We start from the raw sequence: 19,284 nt of genomic DNA on the forward strand, positions 1-19,284 counted from the left end.
ACCCGCCCAGTTTCGTGCCCGCACCTACGTGTCCGCGCTGACAGCGCACGGCCTGACCGGGTCGATGGGGCGGGTCGGGACGAGCGCGGACAACGCCGCCATGGAGTCGTTCTGCGCCCTGCTGCAGCAGAACGTCCTCAACCAGCAGCGGTGGGCTACCCGTGACCAGCTACGCCTGGCCATCGTCACCTGGATCGAGAAGACCTACCACCGCCGACGCCGGCAGCGAGCCCTCGGCAAGCTCACCCCCATCGAGTTTGAGACCATCAACCAGACCGCTCACACGGCCTGAAACACCACACCACCACCGTCAACCAGAACGACAGCAGTCCCGCAGCGGCGTTGGGGAAGATGGCGGGTGTGGTCTTCAGGCTGGCACGGTTGTGTAGGAACTCCCATCCCAGCCCCACAGGCCACACCCGTCCGGCCCGACACGCCGACCACGACACCGCCCCGGTCCAGGTCACAGCCTTGACCGACGACCTTTCCTCAGCCCTGCATGTCACCCCACCACGGCAGTGCGCCTTCTGCATCAGAATCCATCCGCGACACGTGTCTCCGGTGTGCCTGCCGGGCAGCCAGTTCCAACCCACCTAACCTGAGCAAATGCATCTACAGAGGGCCCTGAGTCACGGCTACCTTCCACAGGAGATCCCCCCCTCGTTTTCCTCAGCTCCATTCGCCCGAATTGCTGCGAGTCTCACCGATCAGAGGCAGAACCACTGGTGCAGCCCCGTCCGCTTCAGCCTCGCACGCGCGGGGGGTGTTCGGAGATCCACCGAGATACCCAACCCATTGGCACAGAAAGCACTCGTGCAACTGTGTGAAGACAATTGGACTGAGCTGCAGAGGTTAACGAGAAGAAGTCCTATCAGCCTTTCTCGCCCGGTTCGCGCTCGACACGTTAAGAGTGGGAGGGCGGTGCAGCCACTGCATCGTCTAAGCGAGAAGCCGTCTGTCGCAAGTGCGAAAATGCCAGGCGCGCGGGCTACACTTCTCACGGACATAAATCACTTCTATGCATCCATATATACACACGCCGTAGATTGGGCGATTCGCGGAAAGGAGGCAGCCAAGAAGGACATTCGAGGGAAGGGGCTCGGCGCGTCCATAGATAAATGCTTGAGGAACTCCAGGGCAGGTCAGACGGTCGGGATATCAATCGGCCCCGATACGTCATGGCTCATCGCTGAGGTCTTGCTCGCGCCCATCGATTCAAGGCTATGTGAAGAGTACCCAAACGTAGCTAGGCGCGGCCTAAGAATTGTTGATGACATGACGTTCTATAGTGAGTCGCTAACGGAGGCGCACGATGTTCTGGCAACATATCAACGGTACCTGTCTGATTATGAACTATCGCTCAATCCAGCGAAAGTTTCTGTTTACGACGGCTTAATCCCTCCACACACTCCCTGGGTAGCGGATCTTCGGCAGATGCGCCTCCGGGATGACAGTGATCAAAAACTTGCCAATGACGTCGTTGACTTGTTCGCCAAAGCCTTCCAACTTAGACGAGACAATCCGACGCAAGGCGTACTGAGTTACGCCATTAAGAGTTGCGATCCCTTCCCTGCCGGAGAGAAGAGTTGGCCTGTCTATCGCGACCTCGTCCTCGCGGCCGTGTCGCAAGAGTCGAGCACGCTAGCGCATGCCTACGAGATCCTCCTCTTTGCCATGGGGCGAGGCCTAAAGCTGGACCAAGATCGAATTGCAGAGACGCTGAATCTCTCCTGCGAATATCACGCAAGGTACGATCATGGGTACGAAGTTTCATGGATCCTGACGATTCTTCGGGATTTATCCTTGCCATTGGACGCAGGAACGGCCAGGGCCGTGTCTGAAATGTCTGACAATTGCTCGCTTGTTCTTCTTGCAGAGGCGCTCTTCGAGCGATCCTCGCTCTTGGGTGACGTTGACATGAATAGCGCCGTGGCTCGGGCCGAGAGGAGCGACGCTCTCGATTCACAGGACTGGCTCTTGGCATATGAGTTGCGTCATCAAGGTTGGTGCTCTCCAGCAAATTGGGGAGAATCGAAAGCCTGGGAGGAAATGCATAGTGCGAACGTTTCCTTTCTGGTGCCTAGCTCCGCTACGCCCCACCGGAGGGTTCTAAGGAGGCGGCGTCCGAGGTTTATGCCTAGCTGGGGCTACTGAGGTCATGCCCCAGCCCTACAAGGCGTGGAGATTATGATTTCGGGGCGGGGGTCGCCGCCGTCCTCGTCCGCTTCCCATCCATGCACTGTCACAGGCCATGCCGACCGGGTCTCTCCACATCTGGTCCGCCTCGCCAGATGTGATCCGTCTGCCGCCAGTGAGGAGTTTCTGTACTGCTTCAAGGCGTGCCTTCGGCGCGCGGGCCCGTCCGCCTGCGGCGGCCGGCGCTGCGCTGCGGCCTGGCGGCCGTTCTCGCGCTCGGCCACCGCAGACTCCCCGGGCCCACACATGACGAAGCGGCCCCCGGAACCGGTCAGGTCCGAAGGGCCGCTCAACGTCCAGAAGTCCTCACCACTCAGGGGCTCCGCCCCCGAACCCCCGGCCTCTCCTCTGAGATAGGGGAGGAGCTCACCAGGGGCACCCCATCGGTTCGGCCCCTACGGGCTATCGCACCCACCGCGGGGCGGCAAGCCCGAGCTGCATCCGGGGCCGGGGTACGTGCTCCCGCACATGCGACAGCCGGCCTTTCGACACGAGGGGCTTGCCACCCCGCGGCAGGCACGATCACGGCTGACGCGCCGACCCGACGAGATGCCCCACGGGGAGAGCCATGCGGGGCAGGCGCCCCTCCGGGCCTGACAGCAGCGGTGACAGCAACGCGGTCCGCCGCCCGGCGCAAAAGCCACGCCAGCGAAGAGACACAAGGGCCGCCGTCGTGCTCAACGAGCAGGGGTGCGGGGCGGAGGTTCCGCCTACGGATCAGAAGGTGAGGGGTTCGAATCCCTTCGGATGCGCTCTGTGTTGGGACAGAAGCAAAGGCCCCGGGCCACCCGACCGGGGCCTTTCGCCTGCCCCGAACCGATCGCCTCCTGGTTACGCGCCGGTATGTCGGTCCACGCCCCTACGCTGGCCGCGTGAGCGACGACGCAGCCCAGGCCCCCGTGACCGACCAGCCCGCTCCCGACTCGGCCCGCCCGGTCGACGCCGTCGACGGGCGGCGGCTGCACTACGGCGAGTTCTACGGCGAGCGGGAGCTCGTGGCCGACGACCGACCCGTCGTCGCCGTCGTGGGCAACTGCCAGGCCGAGTCGATCCGCGTGCTGCTCGCCGAGGCGCCCTCCCAGGCGGTGCAGGCCGTGCGGGTGCCGCCGATCTTCGAGCTCGAGCAGGACGACCTGCCCCACCTGCGCTCCCTGCTCGCCCGCGCGGACGTCCTCGTGGCGCAGCCGGTGCGCGACGACTATCGCGAGCTGCCGCTCGGGACGGCCCAGCTCGCGTCCTTGGTGCCGGGAGGTGCCCAGGTCGTCCTGTTTCCGTCCTACCGCTACAACGGGCTGTATCCCTGGCAGGTCGAGGCGCGCTCTCCGTACGGCGACCCGCCCGTCGTCCCCTACCTGGACCTGCGCACCCTGGTCACCGCCGCCACGGGGGAGCGCCCCCGGCACCTGGTGCCCGCCGAGGGGGTGCGCGAGATCGCCCGCGCCTCCGTGGAGTTCCTGCGCTCCAAGGAGCAGGAGCACGGCACCGTCGTCGCCAGCGACCTGATCGCGGGCGCGGGCGTGGACGCCGCGCACGTCGTCAACCACCCTGGCAACACGGTCCTCGTCGGCATCGCACGTCGCCTCCAGGAGGCCGTCGGCGTGCCCGTCGACGCCTGCGAGCCTGGGCGGACCCTGCTGCGCGAGATCTTCGCCCCGCTCGACGAGGAGGTCCTCGCGGCCCTGGGGGTCGACGCGGAGCCGCGACCGACGTGGACCCACCGGGGCGAGCCGCTGGACCACGAGGTGGTGCACGAGGCCCACCTGGCGTGGCTGCAGGAGCACCCCGACGTCGTCGAGGCCACAATCGGCCGTCACCGGGAGACGCTGCGGTCCCTTGGCCTGATCTGACGCGCGGGCTCCGCTCCCACGTGGCTCCCGAGCAGCCACGTGGGTGACCCGCCGGCCGGTTCCGAGCTCGCTGGTGGGCCGGCGTCCCCGGCCGAGGGCGCCCGGGGAAGGTGACGAGACCGAGGCGGCGATCGCGGCCGAGGGCTTCACCGGCGGTGTCGCGTCGACCGCGGGGCCGAGATCCAGGTGGTCGACCGGGCCGGACCAGCGCGTGGGCGAACGCGAGCACCACGGCTGCACGCAGTGATCAGGTTCCTCCGAAAGGGCGGTGTGTAGGAGGAGTTCTACGGAACGTCACCCCCTGTCCAGGTGGGTGCGGAACGCTAGGCGTGAGGACCGGGGAGGGGACTCGGATCCGGCGCGGTTCGGCGTACGGACGGCTACGACAGGCCAGAAGAGATACCCATGACTGACCTTGTGGACGGTCGCGGGCGACGCGCTGCGACGCCCGGCGACCCTCAGCCCCACCCTCGCCCACGGCCGCGAATCCTCAGCGACCCGGAGCTCAACGCCTACCGCCCCACCCTGTGGACGCGGGTGCGTGGTGTCGGTGCCCTGACTCTCGCCGCGGACGTGACCGCATGCCTGCTCGGGTGGCTCGGCAGCGGCGCCTCACCTCGACCGGCGCTCCTGCTTCTCCTGCTGATCGTGGGCCTCTTCCTCGGGTCGAGGCTGTACGACTCACGGCTGAACATGGCGGTCCTGGACGACCTGCCGGCGATCGCGGGTCGGTGGGTCATCGCCTGCTCTCTGGTCGCCATCACGGGAGCGGCGCTGGAGGACCGGCCCATCTCCGACGTCACCTCCGAGCCCGAGCTGCTCCTGCTGCCTGGGCTCGTCCTCACCCTGATCATCCTCGGCCGGGCCGTGACCTACGCCGTCATCCGCTGGGCGCGCCGGTCCGGACGGGTGGGGCACCGGGTGCTCGTCCTGGGTGCCGGCGTCGTCGGCCACGAGCTCGCCCGACTCCTCCAGGACCACCCTCAGTACGGTCTGCGCCCCTACTGCTTCCTCGACGCGGATCCCAAGGTCGTCGACTCGGTGAGCACCCTGCCCGTCCTGGGTGACCCCGAGCTGCTGGAGCAGACCCTCGTCGAGCACCGGATCCACGTCGTGATCGTCGCCTTCTCCGCCATGAAGGAGTCGGACATGGTGCCCCTCATCCGCACCTGCGACCGGCTCGAGGCCGAGCTGTTCGTGGTGCCCCGTCTGTTCGAGCTGCACCACGTCGAGGGCGACATGGACACGGTGTGGGGCGTCCCCCTGGTGCGGCTGCGCCGGGCGGCATACCGCTCCCCGATGTGGCGGGTGAAGCGGCTGGCGGACATCCTGATGTCCGGCCTGGCGCTCCTCGTCCTCTCACCGGTCATGGCGCTGCTGGCCCTCGGCGTCCGGCTCGACGGCGGCCCGGGCATCATCTTCCGCCAGGAGCGGGTGGGCGTGGACGGGCGACCGGTCCAGGTCATGAAGTTCCGGTCCATGCGTCCGGTGAACGAGGCCGAGTCCCAGACCAACTGGAACATCGCCAACGACAAGCGGGTCAGCAGGTTCGGGAAGTTCATCCGCAAGACCTCCCTGGACGAGCTGCCCCAGCTGATCAACATCCTGCGTGGCGAGATGAGCGTCGTCGGCCCTCGGCCGGAGCGGCCCTACTTCGTCAGCCAGTTCCAGGAGATGTATCCGTCGTACGGCGCTCGTCACCGCGTGCCGTGCGGGCTGACCGGGTGGGCCGCGGTGAACGGTCTGCGTGGTGACACCTCGATCGCCGACCGTGCCCGGTTCGACAACTACTACATCCAGAACTGGTCCTTGTGGCTGGACGTGAAGATCATCCTGCGGACGGTCAGCGCCGTCGTGACGGGCGCGGGTGGCTGAGCAGGTGGCGCGAGGGTCGGTCCGATCTCCTCACGACCGGCGGGTCGCTCGCGGACGGTCGCGGGCGCTGGTGGCGCTGGCCGCTGCGCTGGTGCTCGCCGCTCCGGCGATCCCCATCTTCCACCCTCGGGTGGACGGGCCGTCGCGCACGGACGCCGTCGTGGTGCTGGGACCTTCGACGGACCGTCGCGTCCGGCTGGGAGAGGATCTCGTCCGGCGTGGCCAGGCATCAGCCCTGGTGGTCTCCGCGCACCCCGCCGACCTCGGAGGGGAGCGTCCTGCCGTCTGCGACGACCGTCACGTCCGCTATCCCGTCTTCTGCTTCGACCCGGTCCCGGCCACCACCCAGGGGGAGGCGCGGGCCGTCAGGGAGCTGGCCCGGCGGCACGGGTGGAGCTCGGTGCGGGTGGTGACCTTCGGCCCCCAGCTCTCACGTGCGCGGCTCCTGGTGTCCAGGTGCTACGACGGGGACGTGAGGATGACTGATTCGGGCGACTCCTATGACGCCGCGTACATGTATCTCTACCAGACCGGAGCCTTTGTGAAGGCCCTCGGCCTTCCGGGCTGCTGATGTCCGTCTACCTCCAGCCAGCCCTACGGGTTGTGTGTAGCCTGACCGCGTGTCAGTCGGGGGAATGAGCAGCAACCAGCAGCAGCACGGTGCGTCGACGGTGGACCATGCCGCTCGCAGCGTCCCTACCTGGATCCCGGTGGCGGATCGACACCTCGCGGTGCAGGTGCATCTGCCGGCGTGCGAGGTACGGGGAGCAGTCGTTCTCGTCCCCTCGGCGGGACGCGAGGTGACGGTGTCCTTCCGGTCGCTGCGTGCCTTGGCGGTCTCCCTGACGAGGCAGGGACTGGTGGTGTGCCGCCCCGACCTCAGCGGGGTCGGGGACTCTGCCGCGGTCCGGACCGAGGAGGACCTGGCACGCCAGTGGGTGACGGATCTGGAGGGGGTGGCGCGGTGGCTGCGCGACCTGGTCCCGGGGGTCCCCCTGAGCGTCGTGGGCCTGCGTCTGGGTGCCTCGGTGGCCGCGCAGACCCCTGACGTCTGGGACGGCGCCAAGATCGCCTGGGCCCCCGTCAAGGGGTCCACGTGGCTGCGCGCCGAGATGGTCATGCGACGGGTGGGTGGCCACCTGCCACCGGCGGACGCCGACCGGGTCGAGGTGCTGGGATGGGACGTCAGCCATGCCCAGGCCGCGTCGCTGCGGGCGCTTGCGCTGCCGGACGAGGACGCCGGGTGGTGCAGCGTCGAGCCGACGTCCACGGACGCACCCTTCTGGGCCGGCGAGCCCCACTTCGCCCAGACCCCCAGGTCGCAGATCCAGCAGATCTGCGACCTTGTGGAGCCCCACGTCCAGCATCCTGCCCTTCCGTCCCCCGTCTGGACGCCGCTGTCGACCTGTCGACGACCGGACGGAACCGGCGATGAGGTGCAGGAGGAATGGGTCGAGGTAGGCCCCGACCGATTGCCCGGCGTCTGGACCGTCCCCGTCGGACGAGCCGTCCGCGAGACCGCCGTCGTCACGGCGGGAGGGGCGGAGTCCAAGACCGGGCCGGGTGGGCTCTGGGCGCGGGCGGCGGTCGAGCTGGCGCCGCTGGGTGTCGCCACGCTGCGCTGCGAGCGCAGGGGTGCGGGGGAGCTGAGCGATCCCGGAGAGCCTGCGGAGCCGAACCCCTACCGGTCGGACGCCGCCACCGACGTCGCGCAGGCGATCCGGTGGGCCAGAGAGCGCCAGCCCGGCAGCCGGGTCACCGGAACGGGCTTGTGCATCGCCGGCTGGATGTTCGCCATGGCGTCTGCCCTCGAGGACCTCGATCGCGTGATCGCCTTCAACAACGCCGCCTGGCAGCCAGGGCTGGGCTTCTACCAGCGGCTGGAGCGCAAGGCTCAGCTCACGGCCCGCGTCAACGGCAAGAAGGGCTCGACGACGGAGGCCCCCGGCGCAGGTGCGGGCAAGCCGTGGTGGGGCTCGGTGAAGCGGATCGTGAAGTCGGTGACCGTCCCCATGGGCAGGAGGCTTCCTCTCGTCGCCTGGCGGAGCCTGTCGCGAGCACAGCTGGTGCAGTTCCCCGCAGACCTGTGGCGGCGAGCGTCGCCTGCCACCGAGTTCCATCTGCACTTCGGGGACGAGGACGCGGGCTACTTCCTCGCGGCGCGGGGCAGGCAGTCCCTCCACCGCCTCGCGGTCCGAGGAATCCTCGTACGAGCCACACGCTGGCCCGCTCTGGACCACAGCCTGCTCGCCCTGGCCTCCCGTCGCACCGCGCTGTCCGTGCTCCGCCAGGAGCTGGGAGCGCAGCGGTGTGCTGACGACTCCGCCGCCCGGGCCCTCTGAGGGGCGCCGTCGATCCTGGCCTGCGCCCGGGAGCGGCCGTCGTCAACCGCCCATGGCGGCGGCCACGGCCGGGTATCCGGGCTTGGGCTGACCCTGGGCGGTCAGGATGCCGAAGCCTGCCGGGGCGTGAGGGCGCTCCGTGTCTCGGAGCTCGTAGGCCAGCACGACGGGCACCTCGGCGTGCGCCACCGCCGCCAGGAGCTCGAGATAGGCGCGCTCCTGCTGCGCCGCGGAGAAGGTCCCCGGTGCCGTCTGCAGCCCGAACTCGGTGAGGTAGACGGGTCTGCCGGTTTCCCTCGCGAGCTCTGCCAGGTGCCCCGGCAGTGCCCCCACGAGCGCGCTGTCGGTGCCGGGGTAGGCATCGACCGACACCACGTCGAGATACTCCCCCAGCACGGAGAAGTAGCTCTGCCAGCGCCGGGCCGCGGCTGCGTCGCACGGCCATCCCGTCACGTTCGTGGTGATCGGGCGACCACCGTCACCGCCGGCGAGCACGTCGCGGGCGACGCCCAGCAGCGTCCGCAGCTGCTCGAGATAGGCCGGGGTGGGGGAGACCTTGGTGAAGGTCCGGTGGTGGGTGGTGTCGGCCTCGTTGAAGACCTGCCACACGTCCACCCACGGGCCGACAGCCTCCCGCAGGCCCGCCCAGTAGCGGCGGGACGCCGCGACGTACTCCTCGGTCGTGAACCGCGCCGACCAGTCCGGAGCCCCGGACGTGACGATCATGACCTTCAGGCCACGGCTCTTCGCATACCGGATCGCCTCGCGCTGCTCCTCGACGGCCGCGTCGTCCCACTCGATGGTGGTGGCGGTCCCGCGGGGTGCGATGACCCAGGACGGCACGTCATACCGGATCCACTGCTGGTGCAGCGCGACCAGCCGGTCCACGTCACGACGGAAGTCGGCCAGGGCATCGGGCGAGTCGGGGTCGAGCCCGGCCACCCGGAAGCCTGACTGCTGGCCGGCGGCGAGAAGTCGTCGACCGGGAGCGGTGGGCTCGTGGCGTGGGGCCGGTTCGGAGCACCCGACGAGCAGCAGCACCGTGAGCAGGGCCGTCGTCGCGGAGGCCCTTCTCGGCCACGGCTCACGCGGGGACCGCCGCCGCGGCTCGGGCCACGGCGGGACGGGTGCATCAGCGGGATCAGCCATGGTGAGCGATCCTAGTCAGCGCCGTACGGGGGGCACGTGCTGTCCGGAACACCCGGTGCACCACCGGGCCCCCTGATATTGTGCAAAACGGCTCAGCCACCCCTCCCCCCATCCACGAGGATCGCGCATGCCCTCTCCCGTCCGCCCCGCCCTGTCCCAGGCGGCACCCGTCGACACCCGCGCAGCCGTGGAGACGCTGGTGGCAAGCCGTCCCGGATGGAGGCTCGAGACCTGGGGCTCGACGGCGCGCCCGGCCCAGGCCTCGTTGCCGGACTTCCTCGTGGTGGACGCCCGAGAGCGTGGCGGACGCGTGCGCGCGCTGCTCGCCGGTGCCCGAGGGATACCGGTTCTCTGGGTCGGCAGCGCCGCCCCCGTCGTCATCGGTGCCCCGGTGCACGGTGCCGAGACCGTGGATGCGGACAGCGTCCGCCGGATCCTGCTGGCTGCCAACCGGGCCGGGGCGTCGACGCAGGAGCCAGGGCCGGACGTGTCCCTGGTGATCACCACCCTCGACGAGGGGGGTGCGCTGGCCGATCTGCTGGAGATCCTTCGCCCGCAGCTGCGGGCAGGCGACGAGTGCATCGTCATCGACGGGGGATCGACCGACGACTGCGTCGACCAGGCACGCCGACGGGTCCACGGTGACGAGCGCTTCGTCATCGAGGTCCACCAGGGTGCAGGCATCTCCCAGGGGCGCAACATCGGGGTGCGGCGAGCCCGCCACGACCACATCGTCTGCACCGACGCGGGATGCCACCCTGCCGAGGACTGGCTGGAGGCCATGCGGTCGGCCCTGGGCTCGCAGGACGCACCGGGGCTGGTGTCCGCGACCTACCAGGTGGGTGCCCGCGATGCCGTGGAGCGCGCCCAGGCGCTGGCCTGCTACCCCGACGAGTTCGAGGCCCGCCACCGCGACGTGTGGACCCGCCTCTACACGTCGGTCTTCGGCACGGCCTACGACCCCCGCTTCTGCGTGGGCCGCTGCGTGGCCTTCACCCGGGAGGCATGGGAGGCGGTGGGGGGTTTCCCCGAGCACCTCGCCACGGGTGAGGACGTCACCTTCGGGCTGGCCATCGCGGAGAGGTTTCCCGTGGCCGGCACGACGGACGCCCGCCTGGTCTGGGACCAGCGGGACTCCTTGGGTGCGACCTGGAGGATGTACCGCAACTACGGGCGGGCCAGCGTCGACGGCGGTGACCGGAGGTTGCTCCTGCGCGACGGTGCGCGGGGCGCCGCCTACGTCCTGGCACCGGTCCTCGCCGCCACCCGGAGGGGCCGCCGGGTCGTGGCGCTCGGCGGACTGCTGTACCTCAGCGTCCCGGTGCGCCGGGCCATCCGCCAGGAGGCGCCGGTGGCCGCCGTCGCCGCCATCCCGCTGGCCATGGCCACCAAGGACCTCGGCAAGCTGTGGGGAGCCTGTCAGGGCTTCGCCCGGACCCAGGGCTGGGGCAAGTGATGCGCGCGCTCATCGCGATGCCCTCCCTGCGACGGGGAGGCGCCGAGCGGCACGCGGTATACCTGGCCACGGCCGCGGCCGCGGCAGGTCACGAGGTGGACGTGGTCTCCTTGCAGGGTGGCGGCCTGACCGGCGAGCTCGACGCTGCCGGCATCCCGACCCGGGTCCTCGACCTGCCTGGAGGTGCCCGGGCGGTGCCGCAGATCACCACGGCTCTGGCCGCCGTCATCGCCGAGACGCAGCCCGACGTCATCTCGGCGCACGACGTCAACGTCGAGCTCGGGTTGCGCGGGGCGCTGCTGCGCCGAGCCGTGCCGACCCTCGTGTGGAAGCACACCTACGGGCACATCGGGCACCGAGGACTGCGCGATCGGGTCGTCGAGCGTGCCAGCGGGAGGCTGATCACGAGGTATGGCGCCGTGTGCCACACGCAGGTCCGCTACCTCACCGGAACCCTGGGCATCCCCAGCTCGAAGATCTCGGTGCTGCCGAACACCGTCGCGCCGTGCCCGGAAGGGCCGTGGCCGCAGGGTCCGTTGACCGTGGCCATGGTGGCGGCCATGCGCCCCGACAAGGGGCACGCCGACGCTCTCGCGGCCTGGGAGCGGGTGCTGAGGTCTCGCCCCGACGCCCGGTTGCTCCTGGCCGGCGACGGCCCTCACCTGGCCTGGGTGCGGGACGAGGTGAGCAGGCGGGGACTGGGGGACAACGTCGAGCTTCTCGGGGAGGTCGCCGATCCGATGGAGCTCCTGGCGCGATCTCAGGCGCTGCTGCTGGCCTCGTACAACATCGAGTGCTTCCCCTACGTGGCGCTGGAGGCGATGTCCATGGGCCGGCCGGTCATCAGCACCGACGTCGGAGGGCTGCCCGAGATGGTGGAGGATCGGGTCACCGGGGTTCTGGTTCCGCCCCGCGACCCGGCTGCGCTGGGTGACGCGGTGCTGTCCGTCGCCGACGATGCCATCCTGCGCAGGATGGGTGCAGCCGGCCGGGAGCGCCTCGCCCGCTGCTTCCCGATGGAGGACTGGTCGCGGCGGGCCGTCGACCTCCTGGCAGACGTGCACCTGGACAAGGAGGGCTGCCGATGAGCCGCCGACCTGGGCCGACCGTGGTCACCGCTCTCGGTCTGGCACTGCTGCTCGGCCTGGTGGCCGCCGCCGCGTCCCTGCTGATGACCCAGGGACAGCAGTCCGTGTGGACTGCCTCGCGAGACGTCATGGTCCGTTCCTGGAACGTCGATGCGCTGGTGCTCTCGGGACAGCCCACCCCCTTGTCGGACGAGGACCGGGTCAGCGCGCAGACCGTGGCTGCGTCCTACGAGGTGATGACGGCGGCGAGCGTCGCCCACCCCGAGCTGGGCAGCGCCGACGATCTCAAGGGAGCGACCACGACCGCGCTGGATCCCGGCTCCAACTTCATCACCATCTCGACGACGGGCGACGAGCCGGAGGTGGCAGATCGCCGCGCCCAGGCCGTGACCGAGGCCTTCGCCCGGGTGAGCGCACAGCGTGTCCTGGGGCTGGCGCAGCGTCTCGCCGCGCACGCCCCCACCGAGGAGATCCGGCAGCGGGCCCTGGCGGTCAAGGCCGCCGAACCGGTCCAGGTCTACCGCACCACCGCCCCTACCAGGTCCGGGTCCTCGATGCCCAGGGCAGCCGCGGCCGGGTTCGTGACCGGCCTGGCCCTGGCCGCCGTGGTGGTCACTGCCTGGAGCGCTCTGGCAGCCGTGCGGGGTCGACGCGCCGGTGCCGGGCGAAGTCCCCGTCCTGCGGCTGGGTCCTAGCGTGGCCTACGCCGGCGACCACCTCGATCCCCCACGGGATGCCGTCCCGAGGTGGCAGCCGTGGCACCTCGTGGCTGCGGGTGGTGCTGCGGCTGCCGGGCTCGGCGCTCTGATCGGGCGCGGTCTGCTTCCACCCGCGCTCTTCGTGCTCGGCGTCGTGGGCGCCGGCGGCGTCGCGCTCCTCGCCCGCCTGCCCTGGCTCACGCCCTGGGCCGTGCTTCCACTCTTCTGCACCACGGCTGAGCTGCAGCTGCGCGTCACGTCGTCCGCCGGGGCCAGCAAGGACGCGCTCACGATGGGCCTGGTGCTCCTCGCCTCCCTCCACCTCGTGCGGAGCCGCGAGGTCCGCCGTCGCGTGCTCGACCTGTGGGTCCCCGTCACCTTCCTGGCGATCGTCGTGGCCCTCTACCTGGTCAACCCGGTGGGATCGCCGCTCCTGGGCTGGGTCTTCGGGGCGCGGCTCTTCATCCAGGCCGTGCTGCTCCTGATCATCGGGCTGTCCGCCCCCCAGCCGGCCCGGACCGCGCGACACATGGTGCTCGCTCTGGCCGTGATGACGGCCGCCGAGGCGGTCTTCGCCGCCGCCCAGCAGCTGGCGGGACCTCAGGCGCTCGTCTATCAGTGGGGATACGCCTACGGGTCCCAGGTGCGGCAGACGTCGGGAGGCGGTCTGCGGGTGTCCGGAACGTTCAACGACCCTTTCCAGCTCATGGCGCTGGCCGTGGTGGCGGCCGTGGCCGGCGTCTTCCTCGCCCGTGGACGGGTGCGCTGGACGCTGCTGCTCTCTGCCGTCGTGATCACCTGGGCAACGAGCGTGCGCACCGCCCTGGTGCAGATCGCCCTCATCCTGCTCATGGCAGCCTGGCGCCGAGGCTGGCGGGCGCTGACCGTGGCGGCCTGCCTGGCAGCGGCCGGTGCCGGGCTCTTCGTGGGCCTGACGACCAGCACCGCCGAGTATCCGGGCGCCGTGCGTAAGCCTCTGCTGCTGGGGCTCAACGGCCGAACCACCGCGTGGTCTCTGGCTGTCAAGGGCCCCTCGTCCCTGCTCCTGGGCAACGGCGTGGGGGCTGTCGGGACGGGATCCACGCGGGGGGCCGAAGGGCTCATCACCTCCGCCAGCAAGTACAACCCCAAGGCTGAGTCCAAGGCCCAGTTCGCCGGCAGCAACGCCTTTCTCGACTCGTCCTACCTGCAGGTGCAGTCCGACACCGGCGTCGCCGGACTCGTCGCCTTCGTCGGGTTCGTCGTCTCCCTCGCCGGTTGGCTCGTCCGCCGTCTCCCCCAGGGAGCAGCTCCCTGGGCTGCCCTCGCACTCCTGCTCACGTGTGCCGTGGACTGGGTGGGTCGGGCATCCTTCGCCAGCTACACGACGGGGTTCCTGACCATGTACGTCCTCGGGGTCTGGGTCGCCGAGTGCGCTCGCGCGTCAGGGCGGGACGGGTGACGGGGTCGGCCCCGGAGCAGGCGCCCCAGGACCGGTCGCGGGTCCGGAAGCCCGACCAGGTCCGGGGGTCAGGCCGGCTGGCCCGGCTGGGGGTGGTGGCGGCTCTCGCCTCTCGGGTCTTCGGAAGGGTGGTCGGTGTCCTGTTCACCTTCGTCCTGGCGCGGACCAGCCCGGACGCGACGGTGGCCGGCTACGGCTACCTGCTGGGGACGTCCTCCCTCATCCTGACGATCAGCGACCTCGGGGTGGCAGCCGTCTCCGGCAGGGAGGTCGCCCGCCGGCGGTGGACGGCCTCGGCCGCGCTCGCCGCTGCGTTGCCGATCCAGGGAGTCACCATCCTGGGGGCCTGCGCCGTGATGGCCGGCCTGGTCGTCGTCGCCAAGCCTGTGGGCGTGGACACCATGAGCCTCGTCTTCACGCTCGCCTTCATGGCCGCCAACGGACTGGTCAACCTCTGGGCGGAGCTCATCCGCGCCGACGGCCACGTGGTCGCCGAGGCGATCCTGCAGGCGGTGTCACCGGTCCTCCTCGTCTCGGCCGGCGTGGTCGTCGCCATGCGAGGCGGCACCACCGCGGACCTGCTCGCCGTCGTGGCGGGGAAGGAGCTGGTCATCCTCCTCGCGAGCCTGGTGATCCTGCGCCCCCGGCGCCGGCGAGGCATGATCCGGGCGCGCGAGCTGATCAGCAGCAGCTTCACGTTGTCGGTGGCCAGCACGGCGATCGTTCTCATGTGGCGTCAGGGCGCCATGCTGACCGGATCTCACGCCACCGAGGCGGTCGCCGCGGCCTACATCGTCGCGACCCGGTTCCAGGACGCGGGGGCCACTCTCTCCAGCACCGTCGGCTTCGGCCTCCTGCCCGGTTTCGCGGCGGCCTACGAGGAGTCCCGGGCGGCCTTCAACAGCCTCGTGTGGCGTTACCTGGGTCGTTGTGTCGCCGTCGGCCTGGTGGCCGGAGGGGTCGGCGCCACCTTCGCCGATCCCATCACCCTGGTCGCCTTCGGCCCCCGGTGGGCAGCAGCGGCACCCGCCGTCCGGGTGGTGGCGCTCACGGCTCCGGCGATCATGGTGGTCTACGTGATCTGGACCGCGTTGCTGGTCACGCACCACGAACGCTGGATGCTGTGGTCCGCCGTCGCCGCGAGCGTGGCCTCGATCGCGGCCACGTCGTACGGCATCGCCGTGGGAGCGCCCCTCCTGGGGGCCACCCTGGGCACCGCCCTCGGCGTGCACCTCCTGGTCGTCCTCCTCCTGCTCCGGCTCGTCCCGATCATCCGGTACCGGCCTCGCCACGGACGATGAGCCGGCCCCCACGGGGACCGGCTCATCGCGCTCGACCGTTCAGCGCAGGAAGCCCTCGGCCTCCTTCAGGGACCAGTAGGCGGGCTTCGGGGCACCGTCGGCACGCAGCAGGCCGAAGTTGTTCTCGTACACGTTGCTGTCGGTGCGGTCCCGCATGTCGTACCAGAACATGTGAGTCACCTGCGGATAGTTGTCGTGCACGAGGATGGCTGCGTCGCGCAGGAAGTACGCCTGGAGCTTCTCGTCCACCCCGTCGTAGGCCCCTGCCTGGCGGCCCGTGGTCCAGCCGAACTCCGTGAACCAGATGGGCTTGCCGCCGTCGCCGTTCTCCCGCATCACCTGGACGGCCGCGGGGGTGTTGGTCAGGCGGTAAGGGTTGGTGCCCGCCGGCTGGAGCCGGGGCGAGCCGTTGGCGGGCGCGATGTACGGGTGCAGGGCCAGGGCGTCGAAGTTGCCCTTGGCCCCCGCCGCGTAGAACCGCCTGAGCCACGCCTGGTCGATTCCGCTGAGGCCTGCCGAGACCACCGTGGCCGCGGTGTTGCCGGCCTTCACGCCGCGGTATCCGGCCTTGAGGAGCGGCAGGTAGTCGGCAGGGTCCACGGTGGAGCACGCGTCGAGGCCGCAGTCGGGCTCGTTCCAGATCTGCCACGCCTGGATCTTCCCGGCATACCTCGCGGCCAGGAACCGGGCCGGAGACTCGAGGGCGGCGCCGTCGTACGGGATGCGGTAGCGCGTGAAGCTCTTGACGGCCAACCAGGACGGTGCCCCGGCGATGGTCCCCAGGATGCGGATGCCGCGACGGGACGCCTCGTAGGTGATGCGGTCCAGTCGGTCGACGTACCACTGCGAGTACTGGCCGGCGCCCCTCTCCTGGAGCGAGGCCCAGGAGACGTCCAGGCGCATCCACGGGACGCCGGCCTGCTGCATCAGGTCCAGCTCTCGGGTCAGGTGGGCGTAGTCCCGCCAGCTGACGTTGGTCTGGACCCCGAGGCTGAGTCCCCGCGAGGCGGTCGCGGGGCGGGGGGCGCCCGAGGCGTCGAAGCCGGGTGGGATCAGGTCGAGCGCGGGCACCGACGCCGTCGAGACGGGGGCGGACGAGACCGCGGGCGCCGACCAGGCAGGGCCGGCGCCCATCGCCCAGGCGAGGGCGGCGGCGCTGAGCAGCCGCGTGCGGGTACGGCGGCGCGTGCCGGCGTCGGTGTGGGGGAAGGAGGTCATGGGGGTGCTCCATCGTGGGGGTCGGGATGAGCCATAGTGGCAGTAACTAGCCCGATCGTCCTAGACCCCATTGCGCCATTCGGGCGTTATCGATTACGTAGTGCACCCGTTGGCAGCGGTCATGTCCCGGCGGCGAGGAGGTCCTCGTAAGCGGCTGCGACACTCGACGTGCTGCGTGCAAGGGCCAGGTGGGCCACTGCGCGCTCCCGATTCATCAGTCCTTGGCGGTCGCTCTCGGTAGTGTCATGGAGCAGATGGGTGATCTGGTTGCTCAGCCCCACGCCGTCCTCCGGCGCCACCAGATCCCCCCCGCCGAGAGCCTCCCGCGATCCGTTGACGTCCGTCGCCACCACCGGACGCGCACTGGCCATCGCCTCCAGCACCACCAGGGGCATCCCTTCCCACCGCGAAGGAACCACGACGACGTCGGCGGCTCCCATCCAGACCTGGGCGTCACCGCTGCCGTGCACGACGACCCCGGCAGGCAAGGAGTCCAGGATGGCCTCACGATCAGGCCCGTCACCGACCAGGTGGAGCGTCGCGGTCGGGTGGGCGGCCCGGACGGCGGGCCAGGCCGACAGGAGGACGTCCTGGCCCTTCTGCCGGCACAGCCTGCCCACGCAGAGCACCATCGGTGAGGCATCGAGACCGAGCCGGGCCCGAGCGACCCCGCGGTCCTGCGGCGTCCAGCGGGCGGTGTCGACACCGTTCGGGATCACGACCGAGAGGGGGGGCAGGGTGCGACGGCGTCGTCCGAGGTCCTGCTCGGCCTTGCTGACGCAGATGGTGAGATGGGTCCACCGGGTCGCCCAGGCCTCCCACATCGCCGAGGCGTGGCCCACGGGCCCCGCGACGGCTTCGTACGACCAGGCGTGCGGCTGGAAGATCGTGCGCCGCGCTCCCCTGAGGGCCATCCGGCCGGCCAGCCCCGCCTTGGCGCTGTGCAGGTGGGTGATGTCGGGCCGGACCTGCTCGACGACGCGACCCAGGGCGCGCGCCTCCAGGATCGACCGCGGGCCGGGGGATCGAGTGGCCTCCCACCGGTGGACGACGACGCCGAGCGTGCGGGCCCGGGCCAGCAGGTCGTCCGACGCCGGGGCCGCGAGATGGACCTCCCAGCCCCGTCGAACCTGATCGGCGAGCAGGCCCAGGACCACGTTGGCGACCCCGGCCTGGGTGGGCTGGCTGACGTGCAGGACGGTGACCACGACGGTGACCCTACCGGCTCACGCGCGGTGGCCCGGTGCGGCGGGATCTCTCCCCCGGGGCGCCGTCGTCCAGGAGTGCACCTGCGTCTCCCGCGGCCACCACCGGGTCGGATCCCCGTGGGGGCCGTGTCGCCGTCGGACGCCCACCTCGAGGCGGTCGGCCGCCGGGTCCGGCAGGTCGTCGGCGGACATCGCCTGGCCTCCGTGGAGCCGGTCACGACCGCAGACGGGCGTCCTCTGGTCATCGACCTGAACCTGCGCCCCTGGGGCCCCTTCCTCGCGTGGCGGGAGACCGGGCTGGACCTCGTGGCGGGCCGTCTGGCAGCTCTGGGCCGGAGCGGTCCCCGGAGCCTGGCCCGTACCGTTCCCGCCGGGCGACACGTCGACGTCCACCCGAGTGCGAGCCAGCTCATCGTCCAGGAGCACCTCCTGGGAGGAGGTCGTCACCATCTCCGCGAGTCCATGAAGGAGGCGCGCCGGGTCGGCCCCCGCCAGGTCCTCATGACGACGGTGGCGCCGGCGACGTCCGTCCTGATCGGCGAACCGGCGAGCGGTGGGCGCGAGGGCAGGGTCGGCGGCCTGCGGCGCCGTGGTCGCCAGGGTGCCCAGGTGGGGGCCGGTACCGTACGGGGGTGATCTTCGCCGTCGTCATGCTCGCCCTCGGGGTCCTGTCCTACGGCTGGTCGGGGGCGCGGCTGCACACGGGCTCGCGCGCCGAGGGGGGTGCGCTGCGCTCGCCCAGCTGGTGGATCGGCACCGGGCTGCAGGGCGCGGGTTTCTTCTTCACCCTCTTCGCCCGCCGGTTCCTGCCGCTGCTGCTCGTCCAGGCCTGCGTGACCTCCGCGCTGGCCGTGACCGCCGTGATCCAGCACGTGCAGGGCACCCGCCGGCTCCGGGGCAAGGACACGCTCGCGATCGTCGCGGTCGTGGCCGGGATCGCGGCGCTGGGCCTGGTGACGGTGCCGGGCGCGCCGCCCGCCATACGTCCGCTGCACGTGGGGGTGCTGGTGGCGTGCGCGGCTGGGTGTGCCGCGGCGCTGCTGCTGCCGGACGGGCCGGTCCTCAACGGGCTGCTGTCCGGCTTCGGCTTCTCGTTCTCGGCGATCTGCGCGCGGCTGCTCGTCGGCGACCACGCGCACCCCCTCTGGCGGTTCTGGGAGCTGCCGCTGCTCAGCTGGGTGGCCGGCCTCCTGGTGGTCGGCGGTATGGCGCTGGGCCAGATCCACCTCACCAAGGGCCTGGCCCGCGGGCACGCCGCCCCCGTCCTCGGGTGCAACTACGGGATGGCGACGGTGTTCCCGGCGGCGTTCGGGGTGCTGCTGCTCGGCGAGCACACCCGCCCCGGCTCGCTCGTGCAGGTGCTCGTCGGGCTCGTCCTGGCGCTCGCCGGGGCGCTGTGGCTCCTGCGGGGCGAGGACGACGCGCAGCAGCTCGACGAGGGGGACGCCCACCCCTGACCGCGCCT

The 19,284-nt window shown here is 70.7% G+C and carries 13 protein-coding genes and 1 pseudogene; 11 read left to right on the forward strand and 3 right to left on the reverse strand.

Features of this window, described 5'->3' with window-relative positions; all coding sequences use genetic code 11:
- Nucleotides 1–4 precede the first annotated feature (4 nt).
- From ACK2IS_RS01910 to ACK2IS_RS01930, 5 genes and pseudogenes are all read left to right on the forward strand, one after another.
- A pseudogene (locus ACK2IS_RS01910) lies at nt 5–292 on the forward strand (integrase core domain-containing protein); the annotation flags it as partial.
- 2,776 nt (nt 293–3,068) lie between these two features.
- A complete protein-coding gene (locus ACK2IS_RS01915) occupies nt 3,069–4,043 on the forward strand; it encodes a WcbI family polysaccharide biosynthesis putative acetyltransferase (protein WP_409484476.1) in 975 nt (324 codons plus the stop codon).
- A gap of 405 nt (nt 4,044–4,448) precedes the next feature.
- Nucleotides 4,449–5,918 carry a sugar transferase gene (locus ACK2IS_RS01920; protein ID WP_409484477.1) on the forward strand — a complete coding sequence of 490 codons (1,470 nt, stop codon included), beginning with the start codon at nt 4,449–4,451 and terminating at the stop codon, nt 5,916–5,918.
- Nucleotides 5,911–6,489 (forward strand): YdcF family protein, encoded by a 579-nt coding sequence (locus ACK2IS_RS01925; RefSeq protein ID WP_409484478.1) that lies wholly within the window; start codon nt 5,911–5,913, stop codon nt 6,487–6,489. Before ACK2IS_RS01920 ends, ACK2IS_RS01925 begins: the two co-directional genes overlap by 8 nt.
- A 49-nt stretch (nt 6,490–6,538) precedes the next feature.
- Nucleotides 6,539–8,260 (forward strand): alpha/beta hydrolase, encoded by a 1,722-nt coding sequence (locus ACK2IS_RS01930; protein WP_409484479.1) that lies wholly within the window; start codon nt 6,539–6,541, stop codon nt 8,258–8,260.
- A gap of 42 nt (nt 8,261–8,302) precedes the next feature.
- Here the strand turns inward: ACK2IS_RS01930 and ACK2IS_RS01935 are convergent, their stop codons facing one another.
- Nucleotides 8,303–9,409, reverse strand: a complete 1,107-nt coding sequence (locus ACK2IS_RS01935; protein WP_409484480.1) for a hypothetical protein — start codon at nt 9,407–9,409, stop codon at nt 8,303–8,305.
- Between the two features lie 127 nt (nt 9,410–9,536).
- Here ACK2IS_RS01935 and ACK2IS_RS01940 point away from each other — a divergent pair, with 127 nt between their 5' ends.
- From ACK2IS_RS01940 to ACK2IS_RS01960, 5 genes are read left to right on the forward strand one after another with little or no spacing between them, the layout of a single operon-like run.
- Nucleotides 9,537–10,865, forward strand: a complete 1,329-nt coding sequence (locus tag ACK2IS_RS01940) for a glycosyltransferase (protein WP_409484481.1) — start codon at nt 9,537–9,539, stop codon at nt 10,863–10,865.
- Nucleotides 10,865–11,953, forward strand: coding sequence for a glycosyltransferase family 4 protein (locus tag ACK2IS_RS01945; RefSeq protein WP_409484482.1), 1,089 nt, complete (start codon nt 10,865–10,867; stop codon nt 11,951–11,953). The genes ACK2IS_RS01940 and ACK2IS_RS01945 overlap by 1 nt, the downstream gene beginning before the upstream one ends.
- Nucleotides 11,950–12,648: a hypothetical protein gene (locus tag ACK2IS_RS01950; RefSeq protein ID WP_409484483.1), complete on the forward strand. Its 699-nt coding sequence runs from the start codon at nt 11,950–11,952 to the stop codon at nt 12,646–12,648. Before ACK2IS_RS01945 ends, ACK2IS_RS01950 begins: the two co-directional genes overlap by 4 nt.
- Before the next feature lies 1 nt (nt 12,649).
- Nucleotides 12,650–14,092 (forward strand): hypothetical protein, encoded by a 1,443-nt coding sequence (locus ACK2IS_RS01955; RefSeq protein ID WP_409484484.1) that lies wholly within the window; start codon nt 12,650–12,652, stop codon nt 14,090–14,092.
- Nucleotides 14,089–15,393, forward strand: a complete 1,305-nt coding sequence (locus ACK2IS_RS01960; RefSeq protein ID WP_409484485.1) for a lipopolysaccharide biosynthesis protein — start codon at nt 14,089–14,091, stop codon at nt 15,391–15,393. Before ACK2IS_RS01955 ends, ACK2IS_RS01960 begins: the two co-directional genes overlap by 4 nt.
- A 39-nt stretch (nt 15,394–15,432) precedes the next feature.
- On the opposite strand, the gene ACK2IS_RS01965 is transcribed toward ACK2IS_RS01960, so the two are convergent.
- Both ACK2IS_RS01965 and ACK2IS_RS01970 read right to left on the reverse strand, forming a co-directional pair.
- Nucleotides 15,433–16,611 (reverse strand): glycosyl hydrolase, encoded by a 1,179-nt coding sequence (locus tag ACK2IS_RS01965; RefSeq protein WP_409484486.1) that lies wholly within the window; start codon nt 16,609–16,611, stop codon nt 15,433–15,435.
- Between the two features lie 119 nt (nt 16,612–16,730).
- Nucleotides 16,731–17,819: a glycosyltransferase gene (locus ACK2IS_RS01970; RefSeq protein ID WP_409484487.1), complete on the reverse strand. Its 1,089-nt coding sequence runs from the start codon at nt 17,817–17,819 to the stop codon at nt 16,731–16,733.
- Between the two features lie 632 nt (nt 17,820–18,451).
- On the opposite strand from ACK2IS_RS01970, the gene ACK2IS_RS01975 reads away from it, so the two are divergent.
- Entirely contained in the window at nt 18,452–19,276 is an 825-nt protein-coding gene (locus tag ACK2IS_RS01975) for a hypothetical protein (RefSeq protein WP_409484488.1), read from the forward strand.
- Nucleotides 19,277–19,284: the final 8 nt, after the last annotated feature.

The sequence above is a fragment of the Arsenicicoccus dermatophilus genome, assembly GCF_046267915.1.
GTDB lineage: Bacteria > Actinomycetota > Actinomycetes > Actinomycetales > Dermatophilaceae > Arsenicicoccus > Arsenicicoccus dermatophilus_A.

Coding starts and splice junctions, on each gene's coding strand:
- ACK2IS_RS01920 (WP_409484477.1), top strand. CDS start 4,449: ATGACTGACCTTGTGGACGGTCGCGGGCGACGCGCTGCGACGCCCGGC.
- ACK2IS_RS01935 (WP_409484480.1), bottom strand. CDS start 9,409: ATGGCTGATCCCGCTGATGCACCCGTCCCGCCGTGGCCCGAGCCGCGG.
- ACK2IS_RS01940 (WP_409484481.1), top strand. CDS start 9,537: ATGCCCTCTCCCGTCCGCCCCGCCCTGTCCCAGGCGGCACCCGTCGAC.
- ACK2IS_RS01945 (WP_409484482.1), top strand. CDS start 10,865: ATGCGCGCGCTCATCGCGATGCCCTCCCTGCGACGGGGAGGCGCCGAG.
- ACK2IS_RS01950 (WP_409484483.1), top strand. CDS start 11,950: ATGAGCCGCCGACCTGGGCCGACCGTGGTCACCGCTCTCGGTCTGGCA.
- ACK2IS_RS01965 (WP_409484486.1), bottom strand. CDS start 16,611: ATGACCTCCTTCCCCCACACCGACGCCGGCACGCGCCGCCGTACCCGC.